At 52.2% G+C, this 20,021-nt stretch carries 16 protein-coding genes; 12 read left to right on the forward strand and 4 right to left on the reverse strand.

Annotation, left to right across the window (positions count from 1 at the left end; all coding sequences use genetic code 11):
• Nucleotides 1–7: 7 nt before the first annotated feature.
• Nucleotides 8–649, forward strand: a complete 642-nt coding sequence (locus HMPREF1527_RS01010) for an epoxyqueuosine reductase QueH (protein ID WP_016476839.1) — start codon at nt 8–10, stop codon at nt 647–649.
• Nucleotides 639–1,802 (forward strand): tRNA preQ1(34) S-adenosylmethionine ribosyltransferase-isomerase QueA, encoded by a 1,164-nt coding sequence (gene queA / locus HMPREF1527_RS01015; RefSeq protein WP_035433590.1) that lies wholly within the window; start codon nt 639–641, stop codon nt 1,800–1,802. The genes HMPREF1527_RS01010 and queA overlap by 11 nt, the downstream gene beginning before the upstream one ends.
• On the opposite strand, the gene HMPREF1527_RS01020 is transcribed toward queA, so the two are convergent.
• Nucleotides 1,799–3,106, reverse strand: a complete 1,308-nt coding sequence (locus HMPREF1527_RS01020) for a hypothetical protein (RefSeq protein ID WP_016476841.1) — start codon at nt 3,104–3,106, stop codon at nt 1,799–1,801. The two genes, queA and HMPREF1527_RS01020, sit on opposite strands and share 4 nt — an antisense overlap.
• Nucleotides 3,107–3,283: 177 nt before the next feature.
• On the opposite strand from HMPREF1527_RS01020, the gene HMPREF1527_RS01025 reads away from it, so the two are divergent.
• A complete protein-coding gene (locus HMPREF1527_RS01025) occupies nt 3,284–3,556 on the forward strand; it encodes an HPr family phosphocarrier protein (protein WP_016476842.1) in 273 nt (90 codons plus the stop codon).
• Between the two features lie 100 nt (nt 3,557–3,656).
• Nucleotides 3,657–4,028, forward strand: coding sequence for a phage holin family protein (locus HMPREF1527_RS01030; protein ID WP_016476843.1), 372 nt, complete (start codon nt 3,657–3,659; stop codon nt 4,026–4,028).
• Here HMPREF1527_RS01030 and HMPREF1527_RS01035 read toward each other — a convergent pair.
• Nucleotides 4,025–5,227 carry an Mbeg1-like protein gene (locus HMPREF1527_RS01035; RefSeq protein ID WP_016476844.1) on the reverse strand — a complete coding sequence of 401 codons (1,203 nt, stop codon included), beginning with the start codon at nt 5,225–5,227 and terminating at the stop codon, nt 4,025–4,027. The genes HMPREF1527_RS01030 and HMPREF1527_RS01035 overlap by 4 nt on opposite strands.
• A gap of 73 nt (nt 5,228–5,300) precedes the next feature.
• On the opposite strand from HMPREF1527_RS01035, the gene HMPREF1527_RS01040 reads away from it, so the two are divergent.
• The 7 genes from HMPREF1527_RS01040 to HMPREF1527_RS01070 are packed head-to-tail and all read left to right on the forward strand — an operon-like array spanning nt 5,301 to nt 17,671.
• Complete coding sequence (locus tag HMPREF1527_RS01040) at nt 5,301–5,798, forward strand: hypothetical protein (protein ID WP_016476845.1); 498 nt, start codon at nt 5,301–5,303, stop codon at nt 5,796–5,798.
• A 56-nt stretch (nt 5,799–5,854) separates the two neighbouring features.
• Nucleotides 5,855–8,950: a PD-(D/E)XK nuclease family protein gene (locus tag HMPREF1527_RS01045; protein ID WP_016476846.1), complete on the forward strand. Its 3,096-nt coding sequence runs from the start codon at nt 5,855–5,857 to the stop codon at nt 8,948–8,950.
• Nucleotides 8,950–12,435, forward strand: a complete 3,486-nt coding sequence (locus tag HMPREF1527_RS01050; protein ID WP_016476847.1) for a UvrD-helicase domain-containing protein — start codon at nt 8,950–8,952, stop codon at nt 12,433–12,435. The genes HMPREF1527_RS01045 and HMPREF1527_RS01050 overlap by 1 nt, the downstream gene beginning before the upstream one ends.
• Entirely contained in the window at nt 12,410–14,713 is a 2,304-nt protein-coding gene (gene priA, locus HMPREF1527_RS01055; protein WP_016476848.1) for a primosomal protein N', read from the forward strand. The genes HMPREF1527_RS01050 and priA overlap by 26 nt, the downstream gene beginning before the upstream one ends.
• 54 nt (nt 14,714–14,767) lie before the next feature.
• Complete coding sequence (gene def, locus HMPREF1527_RS01060) at nt 14,768–15,328, forward strand: peptide deformylase (protein WP_016476849.1); 561 nt, start codon at nt 14,768–14,770, stop codon at nt 15,326–15,328.
• 2 nt (nt 15,329–15,330) lie between these two features.
• Nucleotides 15,331–16,248 carry a methionyl-tRNA formyltransferase gene (fmt, locus tag HMPREF1527_RS01065; RefSeq protein WP_016476850.1) on the forward strand — a complete coding sequence of 306 codons (918 nt, stop codon included), beginning with the start codon at nt 15,331–15,333 and terminating at the stop codon, nt 16,246–16,248.
• Nucleotide 16,249: 1 nt separating this feature from the next.
• Nucleotides 16,250–17,671, forward strand: a complete 1,422-nt coding sequence (locus tag HMPREF1527_RS01070) for an RsmB/NOP family class I SAM-dependent RNA methyltransferase (protein ID WP_016476851.1) — start codon at nt 16,250–16,252, stop codon at nt 17,669–17,671.
• Between the two features lie 60 nt (nt 17,672–17,731).
• On the opposite strand, the gene HMPREF1527_RS01075 is transcribed toward HMPREF1527_RS01070, so the two are convergent.
• Entirely contained in the window at nt 17,732–17,917 is a 186-nt protein-coding gene (locus HMPREF1527_RS01075) for an FmdB family zinc ribbon protein (protein ID WP_016476852.1), read from the reverse strand.
• A 174-nt stretch (nt 17,918–18,091) separates the two neighbouring features.
• On the opposite strand from HMPREF1527_RS01075, the gene HMPREF1527_RS01080 reads away from it, so the two are divergent.
• A complete protein-coding gene (locus HMPREF1527_RS01080) occupies nt 18,092–19,510 on the forward strand; it encodes a thiamine diphosphokinase (protein WP_016476853.1) in 1,419 nt (472 codons plus the stop codon).
• 133 nt (nt 19,511–19,643) lie between these two features.
• Here the strand turns inward: HMPREF1527_RS01080 and rpmB are convergent, their stop codons facing one another.
• Nucleotides 19,644–19,832, reverse strand: coding sequence for a 50S ribosomal protein L28 (gene rpmB / locus HMPREF1527_RS01085; protein ID WP_016476854.1), 189 nt, complete (start codon nt 19,830–19,832; stop codon nt 19,644–19,646).
• Between the last annotated feature and the right edge of the window lie 189 nt (nt 19,833–20,021).

The raw sequence follows: 20,021 nt of genomic DNA on the forward strand, positions 1-20,021 counted from the left end.
AAAAGACATGACAGCACATGGTGCGCTCAAAAGTACCTGCGAGCTTAGCGCTCTGAAAGCGGCCACGCCGCTATTGCTGCATGCGTGCTGTGGACCTTGTTCGCTGGAACCGCTGAAACTCCTTCGGCAAGAAGGTTTCGAGCCGACCATTTGCTGGACAAATCCAAACATACAGCCGCTTGAAGAGCACGCGCGGCGCCTTGAGACCCTTATGACGTGGGCACGAGAAGTTGCTCACGTGGAAGTTATCATCGCGGGAGACCCCCGTGAAAGGTGGGAGAGCGCGGCGGCGCCGGCGGCGTTTGATCGCGAGAAACGCTGTCGCTCCTGTTATGCCATTCGACTGGCGGAGAGCTGCCGCGTGGCGCGCGAGCGCGGGTTCACCTTTGTTTCGACAACGTTGGCCGTTTCTCCGTACCAGCTCTTTGACGTGTGCAGAGACGAACTTCTCGCCATTGCCCGTGCGCAAGGATTGACACCGGTATGGCGCGATTTTCGGCCGTATTATGCCGAAGCAACAAACGAGTCCCGCGAACTGGGGATGTACAGACAAAATTACTGCGGTTGCCGGTTTTCCGCCGCTGAAGCCGCACTTGAGCGCCAGGAGGCGCGTGATGCAAGAAAGGCCGCTAAAAGGCATGCGTACTGATGATTTTGATTACAACTTACCTGATGAACTGATTGCGCAGGCGCCGGCTGAACCGCGTGATTCCTGCAGGCTCTTGGTGCTTCACCGAAGCGATGGCCGTGTTGAGCACAGAGGATTCAAAGATATTGTTGAGTATCTTGAACCGGGAGACCTTATCGTAGCCAACAAGACTCGCGTGATGCCTGCCCGCCTTATCGGTCGCAAGTGTGAGACGGGTGGCGTTGCGGAGACGCTTTTACTCAAGCGCCGAGAAGACCTTGATCCCCTTGGTCATCTGTGGGAATGTCTTGTCAATCCCGGCAAACGCCTCAAGCCTGGTGCGGTAATCGAATATCGCGCGGGCGGACTGCATGCGCCCGAATCGTCTTTGGTGGTGCTTACGGGCGAGATTGTTGACTTTGTTGAGGAGAGTAAAGGCGGGCGTTTGGTCCGCTTTGAGCCGGTCGGCGGCCGCACGCTTGACGAGGCGATTCACGCGGCGGGACATGTGCCCCTGCCACCGTATATTACGCAATACGAAGGAGATCCCGAGAAGTATCAGACGGTCTACGCTATGCGCGATGAACATTCCGCGGCGGCTCCAACAGCCGGCCTTCACTTTACCCCTGAGCTCATTGAAGAGATTAAAGCGCTCGGCATCGGATGGGCATCGGTTGAACTGGAAGTTGGTATCGACACGTTTCGCCTGGTGACGGAGGATGATCCGACGAAACATGTTATCCATACGGAGCGCTACCACGTTGCTCAAGAGGTCGTTGACGCTGTTCGTTTTACAAAGGCGGCAGGGCACCGCGTGATTGCCGTGGGTACCACAAGCGTGCGCTCGCTTGAAAGCGCCTGGGACGCAGACGCGCTCGCCTCAGATCCAGCAATAACCGCGCGGCGCTTTGAGAGCGCGCTTGATTCGGCCACTGTGTCGGGTAGGGGCGATCTTGTGGCGCGCACGGACGCGACGACTGACTTGTATCTTATGCCAGGATCAACGTTTCATGTGGTAGACGCTATGATTACCAACTTTCATGTGCCGCGCTCAACGCTTATGATGCTGGTGTCCGCCTTTGCCTCTCGTGATGAAATCATGGCCGCCTACGCTGCTGCTATAGAGAACAAGTATCGGTTCCTCTCATTCGGCGACGCCATGCTCATTGTTTAGTTCAAGATTCTCCAGATCAAAAGAATGACCAAGATGACGAAGCCTGCGATAACAGCAAGAAGAGCTAGGCGCTGTTTGCGGGTTGTGACGCGTAAAGTCTTTTCCACATGAGCTAGTTTTTCAATCTCGTCCTGCTTTTGCTCGACAGCGGATAGCTGAGAAGAAACAGAGCCCTTGAGGCGCTCGGTTTCCTCCGGTGACGCCTGGATGGCCCGAGCGTCTTCGAGAAGCGCTAAAGCGTCGTCGTGCCGTTGCGCAGCGGCATCAAAGGCGTTCTGCGCCTGTTTGATGTTTTCCTCTACCGCGGTGAGGTTGTTTTGAGCAATGCGCTCACGCGCTCGTGCTTCTGTCTGGAGCCGCTCAAACTCATTTTTACGCTCCTCGTAGGCGCTGTGGGCGACATCGGTTGCGCTTTGGGCGCTCTCAAGGGATTTCTTCTGTGTCCAGAGATGAGTTTGTGCTATTTCGATGGCGCTCTTAGCCTGTTCGGTGATGGATGCCAGTGAGGCTTGCGCTTCTGATTCGCGTATTTTCTCCGAAGCAATATCGTTTTGTACGCGTGAGATTGCGCTGTTGTTTGCCGCGGGATCCTTTTTGAGTTCAGTGAGCTCTTCCAGAAGCTTATGCTGGCGCTCATGCGAGTTATCGAGCGCGCGTTGGGCAGAAGCGCAGGCCTGGTCACGCCGATCAGTGGCATCTTTGACCTGAGCTTCAGCCATTTTGATAGCGCGCTTGGCTTCGGTAATGGTGCGCGCGACGTCATCCAGGCGGCCCTTTGCCGTTTCGGAAAGATTGCGATAGGGGCGAAGATTCTGCTCATCCTCGCTGAGGATAGTCTCCAACTGTTTTTGAAGGTCTGTATGGTGTTGCGTAAGGGAATCGACCGTGTTTTTTTGCCGCTGCATTTCTTGCGTGGATTCCGTGATGATTGCTGTTTGCTCACTGACAATGCCGTCATAGTTCTCATGAACATAAAGACGATGTTCCAGCTGCTCTTTGTCGGAGGTAAGAACTGTGCGCATCTCTTGTATCTGGTGGCGAGCATCCGCATGCGCTTTTGCCGCATAGCGGACTTCTCGAACCGCGGAGATGCCGCTCGTGACGGCATTTTGCGCTTCGCCAAGTGCGCCGCCTACGGTGGCAGCTACGTTACCTGCAAGGTTCTCCATATTTTTCTGGGCGGTTGTAAGTGGCTGCTCGTCATCTTTTTCCTGCTCATGCGATTCGGTTTCTTGCAAATCCGCTTCTGATGAGGCGCTATCGACTACGCCGTTATTCTCGTCATATCGAGTGTCATTTGACATAAAGGCCTCCATTGGGTGTGTTTAAAGTTTGATCGATGAGTATTTTATCTCATAAAGAATGATAACTTTTAGTTTCTTGGGCAATATACGAGTAAATCGCGCTTTGATTTGCTAGGATATGTATAGTGGTTATGGAAGCATGCTTCCACATTGGACATTCGGAAGAGGAGTTCACCCATGGTTTCAAAGCAGACTACCATCATCAATGCGACTGGCCTTCATGCCCGTCCGGCTTCTGTCTTCGTGACTGAGGCAAAGAAATTTGAGAGCAATGTTACCCTCAAAAACGTTGATAAGGATTCGGCTCCTGTTAACGCCAAGTCAATCATGATGATTCTTGCCGCAGGTCTCGGCACCGGCACCAAGATTGAGATTGCGTGCGATGGCCCCGATGAGCAGGCAGCTCTTGACGCGCTTATCGCTCTTGTAGACGCAGGCTTTGGCGAGTAAACTTTTAGGCAGCAATGAGGGAGAAGCCCGGCTTCGGTCGGGTTTCTTTTTATATAACGGGTATACTCAATGGGCAGAACATCCCTGCGAGAGGATTATCATGAACAGAAGAAGTTTTCTCTTAACATGGTTCACCACGGCCATTGCAACGCTCGTGGCTGTTGCTATTGTCCCGGGCATGTCAGTTGTCGGCGGAAACTGGGCGGGACCTATCGCTTTCGCGCTCGTACTGGCTTTTCTCAATGCCTCTATCAAACCTATCATCAAGATTTTGTCCCTTCCCATTACGCTGCTGACCCTGGGGATATTCTCCCTCGTTATCAACGCGTTCATGCTTGAGCTTGCCAGCTTTTTGTCGCGTCATGTGTTTTTAAACGGTGTGCTCATTGACGGTTTCGGTGCGGCGCTTTTGGGCTCTATCGTGATTGCGCTTGTCAGCTCTTTTGTTTCGGGAGTTGTGGGCTCAGACTAGTGTGCTCCTGTGCGCTTGTGAGCTCTTTGGGGGAGCTTGTTCTTCTCGCTGTCGGTTGATTGCGAGAAGTGCTGAGCGAAGTTTATCTGCTCTCTAAAGGTCGAAGCGGAAGCTGAAACAAGGGTGGCAAACAAATCTGCAAAGACGGACCAGGTGCGCCGGTCGGTATTCATGAGTGCTGTGAGAACGGCTCTGAGCGATGCGGACGATGACGTGATGTCGCTGAAATAGACGGCTCCTCCAGCCATCAGGGCGTCAAAGAGGTCATTGGTCATGGATTCGCGGTACTCCAACGGAAGGCTTGTATACCACGAGGTAAACGCTTCATTGATATGTTTGCATTCGGGTGTGAAATCACTGCAGATGACAAAATGATCACACTCTACCTGCCAGGAGACGGCGTCATGCGCCATTACGCTGTTTTCGGAACTTTGAACGATAGTCATAGGCGTTTCAGCGTCGTTGAAGATCATTCCGACCACACTGAAGTTGGGAAGCAGCCGGATATATTTTTTGCCGAGCACGTCATGAGCGGTATGAGAGACGGTGCCCGGACACATATTGGGACCATCGTTACTCCAGACTCTGTCAAGGTACGGAAGAAGTTCTTTTGGAAGCACGCTTGCGGCGTAGCTTGCGAGGTTGCCTCCTTTTGAGTGCCCGCCGACAAGTATGCAAGCATCGTGTGGCTCTGGCGTATCTTTTAGGTATTCTCGCACGCAGTTTTCAAGGTACAGGGCGGCTCGCTTATCCGCTTCGGTCACCTTGAAGCTCAAATCAAGATTTTCTCGCCATCCCACAAGGGTGCCATCGGTACCTCGATAGGAGACATAGCGCTGTTCTGAAGGAAGGTATACCGTCAGTGCGGCAAATTGCATGTTTTTATCGGAATCGATTTGGTTGACATAGTTGCCGAGCCGCGCTTCAGCGAAACGAGGAGCGTCCTTAAGCGCCTCGAGAAATGTTGCGTCAACACGGGAGAGACCTGTCACAAGGCTTGGATCTTTTTTGATGCGCCTTATCATCTTCGCGCAGGCTGTCTCAAGAGAAATTGTTTTCTTTGAACGCTCGGAAAAGACGATGCCGTCAAAGCCCATGTAGGCGAGAAGGGAGAGCACCAGGTTGTCCACGTCATTGAAAGGCCTCTCAGAAAAGGAAAGGTCTCCACGCCATTTCAGATAGTCGACTACGTTTGGCATAGCTTTTCCTTTCATCTAAAGCGATTAATGATGGCATAATCAAAAGGTTGTCCAAAGATGCTTGGAGTATATCGTGAAACATACGGTAGAAGTGATGAAATTTAGCAATCAGTCAGCGCAGGCGAGCAAAGGCATCTCGCTCGGTGAACGTTTGGTTTTTGCTGATGTTCTCAATATCGTATGTCGCGCGTTGCATGCCAATGGCTGGTATGCTGGCTCAGAACTCAGCCAGCAATATCGTAACTTTTTGATTTCTCCAGCCTCGCCTTTGTGCGTGGCGCAAGTCCTGTCAATTTTTCTGGGTGTTCGGTCATTAGAGCCTCAGCTGAGCAAGCTTCCACCGCTTGTAAAAAAGACACTGACGCTTTTTGCTTCCACAGGAATAGGCGTATATCTTATTCAGATACCCATCATCAACTATTTGAACGTCAACTACGATCAGCCGTGTTATGCCTGGCTTAAAGATGATGCATTTATACGGGGTTTGTTTGTTTTTGCAGTCGCAACGATTGTGACGATGGCGGCGCAGTTTGTTTGGAAAACGCTGAAAAGGAAATTTTCGCATTTTTAATTTGTGTCCGGTCAACGTGATACCGTAGTACTGACGTTTTTCATGAGAGGATGAAAATGGCTTGTACGCTCGTTAGTACTACATCAGGCTCCATTGTAAATAAGCCGGTCAAAGAGGCATTGGTAGCAAGTATAGAGCGCTGTGGGCGAGCAGTGCTTTTAGTTGATACGCCTGATGCAAAACGAACGGCGCTTAAACTGCTTGCGTCTGATCCAATGCTCTCGTTGGGACTATGCGTGGTGTCTCTTTCTGAATGGGCTAAAGAGCTTTGGAGCCTTTTTGGCGATGGGCGCCAAGTCATTTCAAAGGAAGCTCGCCTGCTGCTTATCCATGAAGCACTGGATACCTTTGAAGCTCAAGAGCTAAAACCACTTGATGTGGGAACAGGCACGCTAAAAGCTATTGAAACAATAGCGCGGAACTACCTTCCGTGCATCAACGCGCGCGATGATGCTCTGGGATTTACCGTTGGACAACAGCGCGTGCTCGCGGTCCTTGAGAGGTATCTAGACCTCGTACACCAGCATGGAATGCTTGAGCAAAGCGAATCGTATGCTCTGCTTGTGGAAGCGCTTCCCAAGGCGTATTACGCTTTGCAGAGTGTCGTTGTCAGCGGCGTAGAAAACCTGTCTCCTGCCGAAGAGGCTTTTTTGGGCGCGCTTGCTCAAACCATGGATGTGCATATAATTCTTTCAACGCCTGACAACTATGCCGGCGATGCAAACAGGGCGTATCTCAAACGGCTTTCCGATAAACTGAGAGTGGATCTTGTGTTTGTTGATGACGATTCTGAGAAGCATGACGCTGAAATCGAGGCGCTTTTGCATACGATTTTCAGACCTCGTCAAAACGTGCAGAAACCTCAAGGAAAGGTAGTCTTACTTTCTCCGGCAGGGATTTTAGCCAAGTCAAACCTGATTGTTGAGCATGTCCAGAACCTCATAGCTCAAGGTGCTCAAAACATTGGAATATACGCGCCTTATCCGAATGAGGCTTGGGAAGAGCTGGCGCCGCGGCTTGCGGCGCGCGGTATCTTTGCAAAGGGTTGTGTGCGGCAGTTGGTGGCTGGCAGCCAAGCAGGAAGGGCGTTTTTGAGCCTGGTAAAAACTGTTTTACGGCTTCAGAGACTGTCAGAGTCATGGCCTGATGCCTCCCAGAAATCGTTAGGAGATATGACATGGTGGCCGCCACGGGAACTAACTGGTTTTTTGCTCTCTCCAATCTCTCAGGTTTCAGTCGAAAAGGCCTGGAGTCTGGATAGGTCATGGCGAAGCAATCGTACTCTCATGCCTCATCAGGTATTGCGTTCTCTTACACAAGCTTCTCACACGTCTCAAGCGTGCGCCGAAGCGGTTACGGCTATTCGCGCCGGTCGTATAAAAGAGGCGGCAAACCGTCTTTTGATGGGATGCGCCGAGCACCAAGATGCCTATGACGCCCAGACGTACTACGATATCTCGAAGTCCCTTTCTGCCGTGATAGCGGGGACTCAGACCATGCGCGGTCTCGGCATGAAGTTTGACGTCGCTACCGAGCAGAGATTGTACGCCCTCATGGGCCAAGAACAGTATGAACTGCGTCTTACGAATGGCGTAGCAAAAACTTCTTGCGCTGTTGAGATCCTTTCGGCTCAAAGTTCTTGTGAACCCAACGCTTTTGACGCCGTTATCTGTCTTGGAATGGATTCTGTGTCCACATCGCTTGTGGCAAAAGACAGAGCGCTCGATGTCCTTACGCAGAAACTTACGGGCGTAAAAGCGATCGCGCCGCTTGCTGAATCCCGCCGTTCTTTTTACAAAATGCTGGCAAGCGCTCGTCAGTTCGTCTCGCTTGAGCTGACGCTTCATGACGAGCATGCAAACGAAGCGTTTGCCTGTGTTGTATTGAAAGAACTACTTGCGTGCTATGGGGGATCCTCCCAAAATCCTGTTATTCCCCAGATAACAAGAGGGGAAGAAACGCTTTCCGCTAATCTTCTTGTAAGCGGAAAAGTTCCCCATAAAATCGCCTCTCTTCCATCGCAGCCCACGGGTTGTATCCCTGAAGTGCTGAAACCGTTTGTACTACTTCCCTCTCGACAGGGAGAAGAGCGCATCCAAATCCAAAAGCTCTCCGCTTCGCAGATTGAGTCGTATCTTGAATGTCCATATAAATGGTTTACGCAGAAGCGTCTCGGACTTGACGGGATTGACGCCGGCTTTGGTGGGATTGAAAAAGGAATTTTTGTCCATCGCGTGCTTGAGTTGACGCATCGGCAGCTTCTTCGAGAAGCGCTGGGGCAGGCGGATAATCTCTCTGTCGATCAAACGTGGGATATCGCGACAACATCGCTTCCTCTATCGCGTGTTTCCTCAGATACGCTCACGCGGGCTACTCAGATTCTTGACGAGCAGTTTGATATTCTCGCCGAAGAACAGTACGCAACCTCGCAAAAGAAAAGCAGAAGAGCTCAAAGGCTGGTTCCCCATAGCGCTTCTCAACATCAGCAAATGCAAAAACTGCGCGAAGATCTCCACGGGCTTTTGTCATTTGAAGCTGATAAGCTCCTTTCGTTTGAACCGAGATTTTTTGAATTGAAGTTCGGCATGGATGGGGGAGAATCAGCCCAGTATGCAGGCATTGAGTTTAACGGCTCCATTGACCGTATCGATGTGAACGCCAAGGGCGAAGCCGTTATTATCGATTACAAACACAAATCCTCCGCCGCTCTTAAGGACTACGCGGTTCAAAGCACGGTCGATGAGCAGCGCGATAAGGACGTTGTTCAGCTTTCTTCAGAGAGGCTGCCTCGCCATGTGCAGGCTATCATTTACGCGCAGGTCGTGCGCAAGTACTTGAAAGCCCACAACCTTACCTCAATCGGCGCCATGTATATGGGAACTCGTCACACCTATGCGCTGCTTGGCGCTGCTCCGGATTCGTATATCTACCGGATCTTCGGCGTGGGAGACGATAAAGGCGTGAGTAAAACTATGGAGTCTTGCATTGTCGGAGAAAACGTTGAAACGTTTAACGCATGCCTTGACGCGTGGGAGGCTCAAATCGCCCAGGCGGTCGAGCGCATGCTCAACGGCGATATTCGCGCTTGCGCACTTGATAAAGAAGCCTGTACGTATTGCCCGGTTATGAATTGTCTGGAGAGGAAGAACTAATGGCTCTTAACTTCGACACGCTTACACCCGGGCAAAAGAAAGCTGTTCTCACGCTTGATAAGCCTCTGTTTATAGCAGCTGGAGCCGGTTCGGGCAAAACGTTTACGCTGACACAGCGCATCGTCTGGGCGCTGAGTGAGGGCTCGGGAGAAAACGGCGGAGCCTATCTTGACTCTCTTGACCAGGCGCTCGTTATTACCTTTACGAACGAAGCGGCAAAAGAAATCAAGGAACGGGTAAGAGAGGCGCTTGAAAAAGAAGGTCTTGCTGATGAGGCTCTGAAAGTGGATTCCGCATGGATCAGCACCATTCATAGCATGTGCGCTCGCATCCTTCGCGCGCATGCCTTTGACATAGGCATTGATCCTGATTTTGTCGTCTTAAGCGATCACAGACGCAGCGAGCTCTTAAAAGCCGCTCTTGAGGAAGTTTTGACTTCCTTAAAAGATGATGACGCGTACGCGGAGTTTTTCTCGGCATTTGAATTAAAAGACACTGCTTATGCTGGGAAAAGTAAGGTTCATTCGCTTGATGACATGATAGAGCAGCTTGCCGTGGCAGCGCTTTCTGCGCCGAACGGCTTCGATTCGATTGAGCTGGCAATAGAAAAAGAAGGCGCGGTTCCGGACCTGTATCATGAGCTTGAAGGTATCCATGACGGGCTTGTGGAGCTTCTTTCGGATACATCAAATGGGGTCAATGAAAAAGAAGTGGCAAAGATTACCAAGCAAGAGCATACAATTAGCGCCTATCTTTTTGAACACTCGCCTCACTCAAGTAAGGCGGCAGAGCTTGTGGAGCTTCTTGAAGTGGTTCCCAATGCGCGGTTATGGAAATCCGCGAAAGAACTGGCAAAAGACGTGCAGTCAGAGTGCAAGAAACTTCAGGCGATTTGCAAACTGTATGATACGAATCGACATGCGCCTCAGCTCGTAAAGGTCACACAGGCGGTAGTTGAGCGTTTTTCCGCAAAAAAACAAGAGGTCGGTGGACTGGATAATGATGATTTGCTCAATAAAACCGCCCACGCTTTTGAGGATTATCCTGAACTGGAAAAAGAATACTCCGATATGTTCAAGCTTGTGATGATTGATGAGTTTCAGGATACCAATGATCAGCAGGTTCGAATGATTAAGCGCCTTTCCGGCAGAGAAGGTCGGTTTTTGACAACCGTAGGCGATGCTCAACAGTCAATCTACGGCTTCAGAGATGCTGATGTCGAGGTGTTTTTCAATCGGCAAAAAGAGATTCCTGAAGAAAGAAGACCGCTGCTGACGGACAATTTTCGCAGCCATGATGACATTCTTCGTTTTGTCAGAACGGTTTGCGACGCTTCTGGTATGATTCCCGGATTTATGGACCTGCATGCCGGCAAAAACCCGGATACCTTCGTACCTCTGCAAGGAGTGCCTCGTGTTCTCATTGAACTGACTGCTATTGAAAAAAGAGGCAACAAAAAGGCCGCCAAAGCTGATGTATACCATGCGGTAGCTGCCCAACAGCTTGCCGACAGGATTTCTCAGATTATTGCTGAAGGTACGTTTAAGGCGAAAGATATCGCTATTCTCATGCGCAGTCTTTCTCACGCCAATCTGTATATGGACGCCCTTAGACAAAGGGGCATCGAAAGCGTTCTTTCGGGAGGTACGGGCTTCGGTAAACTCCCGGAAGTTCAAAGTATCGCCTCGCTGCTTATGGCGCTCGCTGATATCCATGATACTGAGCAAGGCCTGTTTCCTGTGCTTACCAGCGGGATGTTCTCGCTTGAGGCATCGGATTTCATCTTGCTCGCAACCAATTGGGGTTCCGAAGACGGATCTCTTTCCAAACGTGGCATTGAGAGCGGTCTTTTGTCACAAGAATTTCAAGACGATCTTCAGCCTAGTAAACGTCTTGAGCGTGCGCTTGAAGTCCTCTTGCAAGCACGAGAAGACATCAAGAGCAAGCATCCGGCTGATGTGCTGTTGCAGGTAGTAAGAGCTTCAGGCTGGATTACGAGGCTTGAGAGGGGAGGCGCTCAGGAACGCTCACAGGCTGCCAACATCCTCGCTGCTATTCGTCGCATTCGAGAACTCAACGAAGAGCTTCAGGTAGGGCTTACAGAGCTTGCAAAAGAGTTTTCTCAGTGGCTTGAGGTAACGAAAATAGCGCCTTCAGTTCTTAACGATGAACATCAAGACGCGGTTAAGATTCAGACAATTCATGCTTCAAAGGGTAAAGAGTACAAAGTTGTCGCTGTTGTTGGAGCTCTTTCTGACTTGAACGATAAAGCTCCAAGTCGCAAGCGGTGTCTTGTTGGGCGCCTTGGCGAGAAGCGCATCGTTGCCCTTAAACCCTCAAAGGTTAGCGCTGAGCCTTTCGACGTTCCCAAGGAAGCGTCTGAGTGCAGAACACTAAGCGACTGGCGCTTCTATTTTGATCGTATTCAGGATGACGCAGCGCAGGCTGAGGCCGTACGCCTGTTGTATGTTGCTCTTACTCGCGCGCAAGAGATGGTTATTCTCACCGCAACGCTTACTCAACAAAGAGAGAACGGCTACACTCCCAAATTTGCTAAGGCATCGTTGAGCACTATTTTGAAAACGGAAGCGATGCCTGATGTGGGAAGATCGTTCTTCGAATACGGAGGCTCGCAGCCAGGAGCGCTCAGAACCGTGTATCTGCGCTTTGAGGAAGATTTGAGCACCTATCGCGTAGATGATGCTGGTGAGGGCATAGCTTGGCAGCCATTCAAAACCAATGACCAGGATATCCCTGACTTTGATCTCTATACGTATGACCGCGATCTCTTTGCTCCTGAGCAGGAGCAGCGCTACGAAAAATTCTACAGTTACTCCTCACTGCATCGTCAGTTGACGGACACCAATCAAGGGGAATCATTGCATGGACAGCGTAGCGACGAAGAAGAAACTATGTTAGCTACTGCTTTCGGATCAGCCTTTCATGAACTTGCTCAGTATATGGTTGAAACAGACTCCTATCCGCAGCAACAGATCATCGAGAATTTTGCTAGGCGCCATCAGTTGAAAAAATCGGTTCTTGAGCGTTTGAAGCCGGCGCTCGAGCGCTGGAATAATTCCGCTATACGAGCGGAGGCGCTCAGCCATAAGCTGGTACGCTCCGAAGTTCCTTTCTGTCTTGAGAGGCCTTATGGCGACAAACGATATCTGAGAGGTGCTATCGATCTTCTCGCCACAGACCCAAAAAGCATGCATGCGCTTGTCGTTGACTATAAAACGGGCGACAAAAGCCTCAATCCTGCAGAAATCATAGCGGCTCATAGGATGCAGGCAAACGTTTACGCGTATGTGCTCATGCAGCGTGGGTACACGAAAGTAGAATGCGCCTTTGTGTGCGTGGAAGTACAGGACGCCTTGGATGAGTCGCAGCCGTTTGTAGCCCGTTATGCGTTTGACCAGCAGACGCCGCCAACGCTTGCAGCGCAGGAAGGAGACGCGCGTGAAGTATGCGCAGGTAACACTTGATATTCCAACGCGCGCCCTGTCGGGTACGTATGACTACGCTATTCCTTCAGAGCTGTCCGACAGCGTCGTTGTGGGGGCAACGGTCTATGTACCGTTTTCTCATCGTAACGTTGTGGGATATGTGATGTCGGTGTCGGAGACGCCATCATTGTCTATCGATCCCGCAAAGATACTTCCTGTGAAATACGTGCTTGCCGATTCTGCCTTTGATGAGACTTCGGCTCGGACGGCCGCGTGGATGGCGTCAGAATACGCGTGTTCGCTGACGGATGCCGTAAAGCCATTTTTGGCGCCGGGACAAAACGTCAAGGTGCGTCGTACAGCTGATGGAGCGGCATGGGAATTGGTAAGCGAAACGTCGGGTCCTGTGGATGAGCGGTGGGTATCGCTGACGTCACAGGCTCGGGAGTTTACACCTGCAAAAAACGCCTCTAAGCAGCGGCTTGTTCTTGAGGCTTTGCAGGGCGCCCCACAGCGTCTGTCCGAGCTTTCCGCTCTCATTCCGGGAGCACGGACGGCGGTGAAAGCGCTTGAGAAGCGTGGAGTCGTCTGCGTTGAGATGAGGCGTCAGATTCGCGGCGCAAAAACTACTACGCTTTCAAGCGCGATAGCGTGCAGACCGGATCAGCTGACACGAGGACAAAAACAGGCGCTTTCCGCCATCGCTTCTGCCTGCAAGGCGAAAAACGGTGATGTAGTACTGGTTGACGGTGTGACGGGTTCAGGAAAAACAGAGGTATATCTGTCCGCTATAGAAGCGGTACGTGCAGATGGGAAAGGCGCTATCGTACTTGTGCCCGAGATATCCCTGACGGCGCAGACCGTTGGTCGTTTCCGCTCCCGCTTTGGAGATCAGGTGGCTGTGCTGCATTCCCGTCTTTCTGCCGGTGAACGCTTTGATCAGTGGGATATGGTCCGGCAGGGCAAGGCTAACGTGGTGGTGGGAGCACGCTCCGCGCTCTTTGCGCCACTCAAAAATCCGGGGCTCATTATTATTGACGAGGAGCATGAGGCGTCATACAAGCAAGACTCCCTGCCGCGCTACCATGCGCGGGAGGTTGCGGCATATATGGTTCGTGAGCGCGGCGCCGCGTTGGTACTTGGTTCGGCAACGCCTTCTTTGGAGAGTCTTGCTCGCTGTAGTCAGGGCAAACGAGACGGTGTTTCGTGGACGCGCGTTACTATGCCGGAACGTCCGGGAAACGCGGTACTGCCGGATGTAGAAATTGTGGACATGACCGCACAATTCAAAGGCGGAAGCCGTTCGATATTTTCCGCTCCACTTGCCACGGCTCTGGAAGAAACGGCGCGGCGTGGACAGAAAGCCGTTTTGCTGCTGAACCGCCGCGGATTTGCGAATTTTCTGATGTGCCGCGAGTGTGGCTGCGTTCCGGAATGTCCGCACTGCTCCACTTCGTTGACGTATCATGAACGGACTCGTGAGCTGGTCTGTCATACCTGCGGGCGGCGTTGGTCCGTTCTGGCTTATCCAAATCCTGCTGCCGCCTGTCCCCATTGTGGGAGCCGTTACATGGCGGCGTTTGGCATCGGGACGCAGCGCGTTGAGGATGAGCTTCGCATGCTATTGCCAGATCGGATGGAAATCATTCGTATGGATGCTGATACAACGGCAAAAAAGGGAGCACACCAAAAGCTCCTGGAGCAATTTGACGCGGCCGAATGTGCCGTTTTAGTGGGAACACAGATGATTGCCAAGGGACTTGACTTTCCTGAGGTGACGCTGGTGGGCGTTATCAATGCGGATACTATGTTAAAGCTTCCCGATTTTCGGGCTGCCGAGCGTACCTATGACCTGCTTGAGCAAGTTGCTGGACGCGCTGGTAGGGGAGACACGCCGGGCAAGGTTATCGTGCAGACATATTGGGCAACACATCCGGCTATCGCATCAGTCAAGACACGCAGGCGCGCCGAATTTCTCGCTTCAGAGGCGGCGGAGCGAAAAGAGGCCTCCTATCCGCCGTATGTGCGTCTGACAAACATTATTTTCTGGGGAACGTCTGAGCGTGAGGTGCGCGCCGCTTCTCAAGAGATGGCGGATATTCTCACATCAGTTGCAGGTGCACGTCCGGGCTGGGAGATTTTAGGACCTGCCGATTGTGTGAAGGCGCGGGTAAAAGACAAATTTCGCCGACATGTGCTGGTAAAGACACCTGTTTTTGAAAATGTAGGAAGCGTCGTGTCAGCGTGCGCTGCAAAACTTACCAAGCGAATGGGTATGAGCATGACAATAGACGTTGACGCGTATGATTTGCTGTAGGCTCTGCGCTGCAAAAAATGATGCGGAAAGCCTGCTGAAAGGATAGGAATGAAAATGCCTGAAACACCCGAGATGCCCGATGAAATAGTGCTGTGGCCTGATGAGCGGCTCTCCCAGTCATGTGAAGAGATTACCGTAATTGACGATGAGATTAAGACCATTGCCGCCAATATGTTGCGAGATATGTATGCCACTGACGGCGTCGGACTTGCCGCGCCGCAGATAGGCATTATGAAGCGCATGGTGGTCATCGACGTTGACTATCCCGATGGTCAAGAAAATCCGTTCGTTTTAATCAATCCTGTCGTGGTCGCTGCTGATGGTGAACCTAGAACTTACCGGGAGGGTTGTCTTTCGTTTCCCGGAATTACAGTTCCTGTGATGCGTCCTTCCCACGTCATCGTACAGGCTCTCAACCTTGACGGTGACCTGATGCAGTATGAGGCCGAAGGGGACCTCTTCGCCGTCTGTCTCCAGCATGAAATTGACCATGTCAATGGCATTACGATGCCGGACCATCTTGGTCCGGGAGCGCGTATAGAAGTGCTGCGGCACTATCAGGAAGCGCTTGCCGCGGGTGCAAAACCCGGCGACACCACGTTTGATGAGGAGTAGACGTGCGTATTGTCTTTATGGGAACGCCTGAGTTCGCGGTCCCATCACTTCAGAAGCTCGCTGAAGACCATGAAATCGTAAAAGTTTTTACGAGACCCGATGCCGTGCGCGGTCGCGGCAAGACGCTGAAGCCGTCTCCCGTTAAAAGAGCGGCGTATGCGCTGGGTCTCTCCGTTTCAGAGGCAGGACGCATCACTCCTGAGATTGTCGAGCAGATTCAAGATCTCGCGCCTGATGTGCTTGTTGTTGTGGCATATGGCTGCATTATCCCAGACGCGCTTCTTGAGAGTATTCCGTTTGGCGGCATCAATGTTCACGCGTCGCTTTTGCCTCGCTGGCGAGGCGCCGCTCCCATTCAGCGCGCCATTCTCGCGGGGGATAGCGTTACGGGTGTGTCCATCATGCGTATTGCGCATGAGTTGGACGCAGGTGCCTGGTGTCGACAAAGCTCCTGCGAGATTGGCCATAAGACAGCTATCGAGCTGACCACTGAGCTTGCACACCTTGGTGCGCGTGAGCTTTCCTGCGCGCTTAGAGAGATTGCAGTGGGAAGTGTTTGCTGGCACGAACAGAGTTCAGCGCTGGCCACGGTTGCGGCAAAAGTAACCAAGCAGGAAATGAGGCTTGACCCCGCTGATGACGCTTGCGCTAACGTCTTGCGCGTGCAGGCATCTTCTGATGCCGCGCCTGCTCGGGCGTGTATTGCCGGTCGCGGGGTGCGCGTGCTTCTCGCCGAGAAAGCCTCAGAGGTATCTGTTGCTCCGGGCGCCATTGAAATCTGCAAAGGTCATCTCTATCTGGGCTGTTCAAAGGGGGCGCTTGAGGTGCGCGAGCTTCGTCCTGATGGCAAAAGAGCCATGAGTGCTTCGGCCTTTGCGGCGGGAATTCATAATGAATCTCTGACGTGGGAGCGCCTGTAGCATGACAAGACTTTCGCCCGCCCGCTGCGCGGCTCTTGAGCTTGCCTCTACATGCCGGCGCAAAGGCCTGCGTATGCGTGATTTTTTACGTGACGCGCGGCGAATGGACTCGCTTGGCGAGAAGGACCGCGCGCTTGCAACGCGCTTGCTTTTGGGAAGCGTTGCGGCCGTTGGTGAACTTGACCGTGCTGTTGCCTCGCACCTTTCCACAACGACTCATCTGGAACCAAAGGTGCGCGATGCACTACGTCTTGCCACCTTTGAGATTCTCTACTTGCGTACGCCGCCGCGAGCCGCGGTGAGCCAGGGTGTTGAGATGGTCCGCGCGGCCTCTCCGCGAGCCGCCGGTCTTGCAAACGCTCTGCTCAGACATATCGCCGAAGAAGACAGGCCGCGTGTTGATGATGCGCGCGCTCGTCTTTGCTCCTGTGAGCAAACGCTGCCGCCGACAGAGGCGTATGCGCGGGTAAGCGGATATCCTGTGTATCTTTGCGAACAGCTGATAGCTTCAATGGGTTCGTGCGCGGCGGCGGGGATGTTGCTTCAGGCGCTTGAGGCGCCGCCGGTCTACGTCGCATTGCGTGAGGACATCCCTGAAGAAGTAGTGGCTCCTTTTGACGCTCATCCAAGCGTCGCTCCCCGCAGTTTTGTGTTGGGTGCGCCTGCTGGTCTTTCTGCAACGGGATTGGTCGCGCAAGCGGAAGTGTTTCCGGCCGACATCTCATCTCAGGTAATCGCGCTTCTTGCACCGTCAGAAGACGGATCTCGGATACTTGAAATTGGACAGGGGAGAGGGACCAAGTCCGTCTTGCTGCTTCAAAACGCCTTACGGTGCGGCAATGACGCACAGCTCGTGTCCGTTGAACTTGATCCGAAAAAGTTGGCAGTGTCTCAAGAGAGGCTTAAGCGGGCAGGCCTTGCAAAGAAGGCTGCCTGTTTGACCTTTGACGCTACGCGTCTTGCAGACGATGCTCTTCCACAATGTCTGCAAGAAACATTTGATACCGTTTTTATCGACGCTCCGTGCTCGGGAGCGGGAACCATGCGCCGCCATCCTGAAATCAGCTGGTCGCTTGAAAAAGGCGCGGTCGCACCTGGTGGAACCCTTCCTCAACTGCAGCTTCGCCTGCTTAAGGCCGCCGCGGGTAAGGTAGCTTCTCATGGTGTTCTTTCGTATGCAACATGCTCACCGCTTGCTTCAGAAGACGAAGAGGTCATTAAGGCTTTTCTCGCAACAAAAGAGGGAAGTTGCTTTACGGTTGAAAACATAGAACAAACCCCTGCCGTCAAATTGCTGACGGACAGGGGCAAAGAAATGGTGGCTCACGCCACAATGAAGGACGGCTTTTTGCAGCTGGGGCGCACCTGGGAGTATATCGATGCCGACCAGCACTTTCTTGCAAAACTCAGGCGTACGTCATAACCCCCAGGCGTACGTATAAAACCCAAGCTTACGTCATAAAATCCTAGGTGCACGCCATAGTTATTTCTTGCCTTTTTGGTCGGTGTTGTAAAAGCCGCTGCCTTTAAAGACAATGCCCGAAGTGTCAAAAACGCGTTCGGCGAAGTGTCCGCATGTAGGACAGGTGACTTTGGGATGAACGCTCATAGGATGTTCGACTTCAAATTTTGTTTTACACTCAGGACATTGATAACTATAACGGGCCATACCGCCTCCAGAACCAGTAAACTATGTGCCGTGTGATACTTTACCCTATTGTGATTTTTACGATTCGCACAATAGGGTTTGCGCAATACGGTACCTACGATTGCGTGGCGAGAAGCACGGTTAACGAGAGTACGTTTGACAGGAGAACCACGTGACGAGAGAAGGAGCCGCTTCATGAAGATAACCGGGGCAATCTTTGACCTTGACGGAACGCTCGTTGATTCCATGTGGATGTGGCGGCGAGCGTTTGGGGACGTGCTTGAGGACTTTGCCATCGATATGACTCCCGATTTTTTCAAAAAGGTCGAGGCGATCTCTCTTTTTGATGGGTGCGTGGTGTGCGTGAAAGAATTCAATCTGCCGCTTACTGCTCAGGAACTTTACGAAAGGTTCGTAGCTCATGTCCAATATGTCTATACGCACGATATTGCAATTATCGCCGGCGCGAAGGACTTTCTCCAAGAGCTCTACGATGCCGGTATCCCCATGGCAATAGCCTCATCTACGCCGGGGCGCGCTTTGGGTACGGCGCTTCGCGTACAGGGCATCGAACACTATTTTCAAGCGTTGGTCAGCACCGAAGATGTGGGAGGAGCCGATAAGGACAAGCCCGATGTTTATCTGGAAGCGCTTCGCCGGTTAGGCACTGATAAGGCTTCCACCTGGGTATTTGAAGACGCTGAGTTTGGCGCGCGTACGGCGCGTAAAGCGGGCTTTCCGGTGGTGGCGCTCTTTAACGGCAAAGACGGACGCAGTATCGATGTCATGAAAGCTCATTCGGATATCTTCGCTCGTGATTACCGTGAACTTTCGCTGACCCGCATTTGTGACTATGAACGCATGCCATCAGGTGACAGCCCTTTTGAAAAAAACTTCGAAAGGAGTTTTTCGGCTGAGCGGAAATGCTTCTCGGCGCTTATTGTTGACGGCTCGCCTGCCGTGAGCTCTTCCGCGCTGATAGGTGAGCTTGCCGCGGAGGCTTCCTATGTGGTGGCTGCTGACCGCGGAGTTGCTGCATGCAAAGAAGCCGGCGTGGTGCCTGATATCGTGTGTGGAGACTTTGATTCTATAAACGGCTCTCTCAATGAAGAGACGGCACATTGGCTGCGCAAATATGAAGTTCCCATAATTGCCTTTCCTCCCGATAAATACGTTACCGATCTTTCGCTGGCCCTTGACGCGGTTGCGCACGAGGCAATCCGGCGCGGCGCGCCACTGTCGCTTACGGTGACGTGCGCCTCAGGAGGGCGGCTTGATCATGAGCTGGGAGTGATTGGGCTTCTCGCCAGGCGTTTTGAATCCGGAGGCGCGGTTCGCGTTGTTGAAGACGATGTTGAAGCGAGAATTCTTACGGCTAAGAGTTGCGACTTGTGGAAACTTTCCTGTCAACAGGGGAGAACACTTTCAGTCATTGCTCTGCGTGAAGAAACAATCGTCTCAGAAACCGGCATGAAGTGGGACTTGGATGCTTACGCGCTACCACTTCTTTCTGATGAAGGTGTTTCTAATGTGGTTCAAGACGAGCACGCCCACATCAGGTGCGAAAAGGGCGTTCTGCTTGCGATGCTTTTGAAGACAGGCGCCGGAGCATAACGCGCATGTATCGCACAAGATAACGCGTACCCGCCGCACAGCATAACGCGCGCCTGACGCAGTAAACATGAAAAAGGCCGCGATTGCGGCCTTTTAAGCTGTACTTATGCTGTGAAAAAGACGAGCTGCGAGATTAGCTGCGGGCAATCTTACCGGACTTCAGGCAGCGAGAGCAGACATTCATCTTTTTGCGTCGGCCGTCGACAACAACAGTGACGCGCTGAATGTTCGGCTTGAACGTGCGGGTGACGGTACGGTGGGAGTGGGAGATGGAACGACCGGCGACAGCGTGCTTACCGCAAAAATCACAAACCTTTGACATAACAACGACCTCCATAAGGCGCGAATCCTGTATTCACGCGAATTTTCAAATAGCTGAACCACTATATCACAGCTGACCTCGCGTGCAACTGAAATCTTTACATTGTTTGTAGAATGCTTGCGATATCCACGCGTAGACGTGCGGTATAATCGTTTGGGTTCTTTTTAGATTCGGGAATCCTATGAGAGG

Source organism: Atopobium sp. oral taxon 199 str. F0494 (genome assembly GCF_000411555.1).
In the GTDB taxonomy this organism is placed as follows: domain Bacteria; phylum Actinomycetota; class Coriobacteriia; order Coriobacteriales; family Atopobiaceae; genus Lancefieldella.

Coding starts and splice junctions, on each gene's coding strand:
- HMPREF1527_RS01010 (WP_016476839.1), top strand. CDS start 8: ATGACAGCACATGGTGCGCTCAAAAGTACCTGCGAGCTTAGCGCTCTG.
- queA (WP_035433590.1), top strand. CDS start 639: ATGCGTACTGATGATTTTGATTACAACTTACCTGATGAACTGATTGCG.
- HMPREF1527_RS01020 (WP_016476841.1), bottom strand. CDS start 3,106: ATGTCAAATGACACTCGATATGACGAGAATAACGGCGTAGTCGATAGC.
- HMPREF1527_RS01025 (WP_016476842.1), top strand. CDS start 3,284: ATGGTTTCAAAGCAGACTACCATCATCAATGCGACTGGCCTTCATGCC.
- HMPREF1527_RS01030 (WP_016476843.1), top strand. CDS start 3,657: ATGAACAGAAGAAGTTTTCTCTTAACATGGTTCACCACGGCCATTGCA.
- HMPREF1527_RS01035 (WP_016476844.1), bottom strand. CDS start 5,227: ATGCCAAACGTAGTCGACTATCTGAAATGGCGTGGAGACCTTTCCTTT.
- HMPREF1527_RS01045 (WP_016476846.1), top strand. CDS start 5,855: ATGGCTTGTACGCTCGTTAGTACTACATCAGGCTCCATTGTAAATAAG.
- HMPREF1527_RS01050 (WP_016476847.1), top strand. CDS start 8,950: ATGGCTCTTAACTTCGACACGCTTACACCCGGGCAAAAGAAAGCTGTT.
- def (WP_016476849.1), top strand. CDS start 14,768: ATGCCTGAAACACCCGAGATGCCCGATGAAATAGTGCTGTGGCCTGAT.
- HMPREF1527_RS01070 (WP_016476851.1), top strand. CDS start 16,250: ATGACAAGACTTTCGCCCGCCCGCTGCGCGGCTCTTGAGCTTGCCTCT.
- HMPREF1527_RS01075 (WP_016476852.1), bottom strand. CDS start 17,917: ATGGCCCGTTATAGTTATCAATGTCCTGAGTGTAAAACAAAATTTGAA.
- HMPREF1527_RS01080 (WP_016476853.1), top strand. CDS start 18,092: ATGAAGATAACCGGGGCAATCTTTGACCTTGACGGAACGCTCGTTGAT.
- rpmB (WP_016476854.1), bottom strand. CDS start 19,832: ATGTCAAAGGTTTGTGATTTTTGCGGTAAGCACGCTGTCGCCGGTCGT.